Source organism: Planomonospora algeriensis (genome assembly GCF_977012225.1).
The window spans coordinates 1-3,301 of sequence record NZ_CDRNDK010000590.1; the positions used below are offsets into that span (position 1 = coordinate 1).

A 3,301-nucleotide genomic window follows, 5' to 3' on the forward strand; every position below is an offset into this window, starting at 1 on the left:
GCGCAGCCGGCACGCCCGCGCCGCGCCGTCCGGCGCCGCGCCGTCCTGCCGGAGGCGCCGGTGATGGCCGCCACGATCCGGTCCTGGCCGGCCTCGTCCGCGCGGAAGTCGCCCGCGTTGTGGCCCAGTCTGAGTACCACGATGCGGTCGGCCACGGCGCGGACGTCGGCGAGGTTGTGGCTGATGAACACCACGCCCAGACCCCGGTCGCGCATCGCCTCGATCAGGTCCAGGACATGGGCGACCTGCGCGACGCCCAGCGCGGCGACCGGTTCGTCCAGCAGGATGACCTTGGGATCGCCCAGCAGCGACCTGGCGATCGCCACGGTCTGGCGCTGCCCCCCGGACAGCTGCGAGACCGGGACGCGCAGGTCCGGCAGCCGGACCGAGAACGAGGCCAGCAACTCGGCCGCCTGCCGCTCCATCGCGATCTCGTCCAGGAAGCCGCCCCTGACCGGCTCGTGGCCGAGGAACAGGTTGGCGACGACGTCGAGGTTCGCGCAGAGCGACAGGTCCTGGTAGACGGTCGCGATGCCCAGTTCGGCCGCGTGGTGCGGCCGCGTGACCGTCACCGGCCGGCCCTCCCACCGGACCTGCCCGGTGTCCGCAGGCTCCACCCCGGCGAGGACTTTGACCAGCGTGGACTTACCCGCTCCGTTGTCCCCGACCAGCGCCACCACCTCACCGGGGCAGACGTGGAAGTCCACGCCGCTCAGCGCCTGGACCGCACCGAAGCGCTTGCTGATCCCGCTCGCGGCCAGCACCGCTCCGGGCGGCCCGCCGGGTGCTCGCGAGGGCGCGCGTCCGGGCCCTCCCCTCTGGGGTGCCTGCGGGGACGCTCCATCCGGTTCTTCCCGGGACATCTGTCAGCCTCCGATTCCCAGCCGATCGCAAGCCGCGGCGTGGCCGGCCGCGTACACCGCCCCGATCCGGTCGGTGCGTCACCCGGTCACGGTCCGCCCCATCGGCGGCCGGGCCTTGCCGGGGCTCCGGCCGGGGCGTCCGTCCCCAGGTCGATCCCGGCCCCGCCGTCTCCGGCGGAGGATGATCTCGGGGGATCCGGGCGGCGTTGATCGAGTGAATCCCCGGAGCCCCTTTACCGTCAAGCCTTGAAGGCAGCAGGGGGGAGCGCTCTCTCGAGTGTCCGGGCCGTGAAAGACGGCGTCAGGCAGTGCGCACACCGCCGGAGAGCGGAAAAGGGCTGGACGTAACGATTTCACAACCCGGGCGTCATGCCGATGCTGCAAAAACTTGCAGCATTTTCAGAAAGGCGGCGAGAAAATCGATCACTCGTCGGAGGCGACGGGATCGGCGTCCGCCCGGTGCACGGAGGCCACCGCGCCCAGCACGGGGGCGCGGTCACCCAGTCCGGCGAGCGTGATCTCCAGCATGCCGGCTCCCTCCGGCGCCGCCTGGCGACGCGTCGCCTCGCGCAGGGGATCCAGCAGGAGGTCCCCGGCCTCCGCCAGCTCACCACCGATGATCACCCGTCGTGGATTGAGCACGTTGCACAGGACGGCCACCGCGCTGCCCACCGCGCGCCCGGCGTCCGCGATCACGCGGCGGGAACCGGGATCGCCGTCCCGCGCCGCGCCGACCAGCATCGGCAGGCTCGAACTCGTGTCGCGGGGCAGCAGCTCCAGCAGGGCGGGGCCGCCGACGACGGTCTCCAGGCATCCCCGGTTGCCGCACCGGCAGATGCGGCCGTGCTCGTCCAGCGTGAGGTGGCCGATCTCCCCGGAGAACCCCCCGGCCCCGGGATAGGGCCGTCCGCCGAGCACCAGCCCGGAGTCGACGCCGTCGGAGAGCTGGACGTACACGAAATCGCGGATCCCGCGGCCCGCGCCGAGGACGAGCTCGCCCAGCGCGCCCGCGTCCGCCTCCTTCATGAGGTGAACGTCCAGGCCGAGCCGGTCCACCAGCTCCGCCCGCAGGTCCGTCCCCCGCCAGGCGGGCATGCGGCCCGCTCCGAGCAGCGCCCCCGCCGCGGCGACACCGACGCCGCGGACCTTCTCCCGGTCGGCCCTGGCCTGGCGCAGCAAGGTGTCGATCAACCACTCGGCCCGCTTGATCCCGCGCTCGGCCGAGTGCTCGACGTTGTAGGCGATCCGCTCCTCGGCGAGGATCTCGTCGTTCTGGTCGCACAGCACCGCGTGGATGCGCCCGGGACCGATCTGCACTCCGACGACGAGGCCCGCGCCCCGGGCCAGAGAGACGCTCTGCGCCCGCCTGCCGCCCCGGGAGGTGGGCGTCACCACGACCGCGCCGCTGCCCCGGAGATCCTTGACGATGTTGGAGACCGTCGCGGCCGACAACCCCGTCAGCCGGGCGATCTCGGCCTGGGTGAGCGAGCCCTCCACCCGGATCGCCCTGAGCACCCGCCGCTGATTGGCCTCCCGCAAGGCGCCCTGCGACCCCGGGGTCTCACCCGCCATCGGCTCTCCTCGTCCAGGGGCGACCGTACCGGCCTGCAACCAGTGAACGAATGGTCTCACATTCGGTGAGCACTACCGGATGGCCTTCTCCAGCCGCACGATCTCGGCCTGCCGGGAGGCCTCGACGGTCTCGGCGAACCGCCGGGCCGCGGGGTTGAGGCCCTCCTCCTGCTCGGTCACGGCCATCTCGACCGCGCCCCGGTCATGGTCGATCATCAGCTCGGCGAACCTGCGGTCGAACTCCGCGCCCTCGGCCCGCCGGAGCCCGGCCATCCCGGCCTCGGACACCCGGCCGGGTATGTCCTGACCGCCGGGGCCCGCGGAGGCGGTGGTCTTGCCCCAGGCCGCCAGCCAGCCGGTCATGGCGGCGATCTCCTGGCCGCGCTCGCGGCCGATCTCCGCCGCGAGCGCTCCGAGCTCCGGGTCGGCGGCCCGGCCCGCGGCGATCCCGGCCAGCTGCACGGCCTGCTCGTCGTGCGGGATCATCATCCGGGCGAACGCCACGTCGGCGTCGTTGAAGTCGGTCGTCGGCTGCGCGCTCGCGGTGGGCACGGGAGTCCCGCCCGTCCCGGCGCCGGGGGCCGCCTCCGGGTCGTCGCCGCCCCCGCAGGCGGTGAGCAGGATCAGGGCGCAGGCCACCGCCGTCCCCGCCGGAGGTGAGGCGGGCGGAGGCCTGCGGGCGGTGGAGCGGTCGGTGGACATGTCGGTCGGGTTCTCCCCGGTTCGTCGCGCGTGGCGGCCGGCCGTTCGCGGGCGGTCCCTGCGGGGCGGCGACGCCGGTCTCCGACCAGGTCGCGGCCCATGCCGCCATTCTACGATCGGCGACCGGAGGGATCTCGGCGCGGCCGGACGCGCGTGATCTCTCC

The 3,301-nt window shown here is 73.7% G+C and carries 3 protein-coding genes; all 3 read right to left on the bottom strand.

The window, feature by feature from the left end:
• Positions 1 to 764 (bottom strand): ATP-binding cassette domain-containing protein (locus ACWJ6R_RS32910; RefSeq protein ID WP_449065959.1); only part of this gene is annotated, 764 nt, incomplete at its 3' end.
• Positions 765 to 1,286: 522 nt separating this feature from the next.
• Complete coding sequence (locus ACWJ6R_RS32915) at positions 1,287 to 2,435, bottom strand: ROK family transcriptional regulator (RefSeq protein WP_449065960.1); 1,149 nt, start codon at positions 2,433 to 2,435, stop codon at positions 1,287 to 1,289.
• A 72-nt stretch (positions 2,436 to 2,507) separates the two neighbouring features.
• A complete protein-coding gene (locus ACWJ6R_RS32920) occupies positions 2,508 to 3,137 on the bottom strand; it encodes a DUF305 domain-containing protein (RefSeq protein WP_449065961.1) in 630 nt (209 codons plus the stop codon).
• Positions 3,138 to 3,301: the final 164 nt, after the last annotated feature.

Bases quoted from the DNA above. Each gene is read 5' to 3' on its own strand.
- ACWJ6R_RS32920 (WP_449065961.1), bottom strand. From the start codon at position 3,137: ATGTCCACCGACCGCTCCACCGCCCGCAGGCCTCCGCCCGCCTCACCT.
- ACWJ6R_RS32915 (WP_449065960.1), bottom strand. From the start codon at position 2,435: ATGGCGGGTGAGACCCCGGGGTCGCAGGGCGCCTTGCGGGAGGCCAAT.